This window comes from Nocardioides terrigena, from assembly GCF_003047265.1.
In the GTDB taxonomy this organism is placed as follows: domain Bacteria; phylum Actinomycetota; class Actinomycetes; order Propionibacteriales; family Nocardioidaceae; genus Nocardioides; species Nocardioides terrigena.
Genome location: NZ_PZYY01000024.1, coordinates 1 through 1,506 on the forward strand (window position 1 = coordinate 1; position 1,506 = coordinate 1,506).

At 68.5% G+C, this 1,506-nt stretch carries 1 protein-coding gene; it reads right to left on the reverse strand.

The genetic code is table 11. From position 1 onward, the window contains the following. Positions 1–26 precede the first annotated feature (26 nt). Complete coding sequence (locus tag DAE25_RS22590; protein WP_107768544.1) at positions 27–1,262, reverse strand: IS110 family RNA-guided transposase; 1,236 nt, start codon at positions 1,260–1,262, stop codon at positions 27–29. Positions 1,263–1,506 lie beyond the last annotated feature (244 nt).

Below are 1,506 nucleotides of genomic sequence, written 5' to 3' on the forward strand. Positions count from 1 at the left end.
CCTAGACATCCCACGGGTCTAGGCCGTCAAGCGGCGGTGGGGTCTGCTGTGGCAGTGCGGTGGGCCCAGGCGGTGTGCTCGTCGTAGTTGGTGTGGTTCTTGAGGCAGCCATGCAGGATGCCGACGAGTCGGTTGGCGAGCGCGCGTAGTGCTTTGTCGTGACCGTCGCCGGCGGCGCGGTGCGCGTCGTAGAACGTGCGGGCTCCGGGTGAGGTGGTGAGGGCGGAGAAGGCTTGTTGTCGTAGGGCGTCGCGGAGTCGTTTGTTGGTCTTGTAGCGGGCCAGGACGATGTGGCTCTGCCCGGAGGCCTTGGTGATCGGGGACGTGCCGGCGTAGTTCTTGCGGGCTTTGGCGTCGGCGTATCGGGCGGGGTCGTCCCCGAACTCGGCGAGCACCCGGGCGCCGAGGACCGTTCCGAGCCCGGGCTGGGATCGGATCAGCTCAGCGGCCGGGTGCCGGCCAAAAGAGGCCTCGAGCTCCTGCTCCAGCCTCGCGGTGGCCTGGATGGAGGCGGTGAGGACCCCGACGAGTGCGGTGACGCCGGCACCGAACGCGTCGGCCACCAGGGGCGGTTGTTCGAGGTGCTCGCTTCGTAGCGCCGCGTGGATTTCCTCGGTGCGCTGGGACAGGTAGCGGCGTCGTCCGCCACGGCGCAACGCGGCGGTGATCTGGGCCCGGGTCAGCCGCTTGCCCTGAGCGGGAGTGGGTGCGATCGCGAGCACCGCGAGCGCGTCGGGGTGGGTGAGCTCGTCGAAGGCTGCCAGCGCTGCGGGGTAGAACTCGCGCAGCGTCGAGCGCAGCTGGTTGGCCTGCTGGCCCCGCATCCAGCACAGCGACTGGTGCGAGCGGGCCAGGACCTTGATCGCTTCGGCCAGCTCGGTGTCCCCGGCGATCGGACGGTGCCGGTGGGCGTCGGTGCGGACCAGGTCGGCCAGCACTCGTGCATCAGCGGGGTCGCTCTTCGCGCCCGAGGTCACGTGCCGTTCGCGGTAGCGGGCCACGGACATCGGGTTGACCGCGTAGACGAGGTAGCCGGCGGCCAGGAGTGCCTGGACCCACGGTCCGCGGTCGGTTTCGATGCCCACGACCACCTGTGGCGGCTCTTCGGAGTGGCGGGTGTGCTGGCCGATCAGTTCGTGCAAGGTCGTGATCCCGGCGACCCCTTCAGGGAGCCGGCGGGTGGCCAGCAGCCGTCCCTCCTCGTCGAGGAGCGCGATGTCGTGATGCTCCTCGGCCCAATCGTTCCCGACGTACAACTTCATGGACCTCTCCTGTCCGCTCGACTTGTTGTCGTCCACGAGAAGGTTTGCAGCGCCCTAATGGATCAGTGCTCACCGCTATCGCGGGGCCCGTCATCCCACCAGCCATCCACACCTTCCCGGTCAACCAGCGGGGGCACGATCTAGGAGTAGACCTCAAGGATCGGGATCGACGAGTGCTCACCCACCGGCTGGACTCAGGCACCACCATGGCCCAAAGCCACCGGGTACGTCCCCATTAGGATCG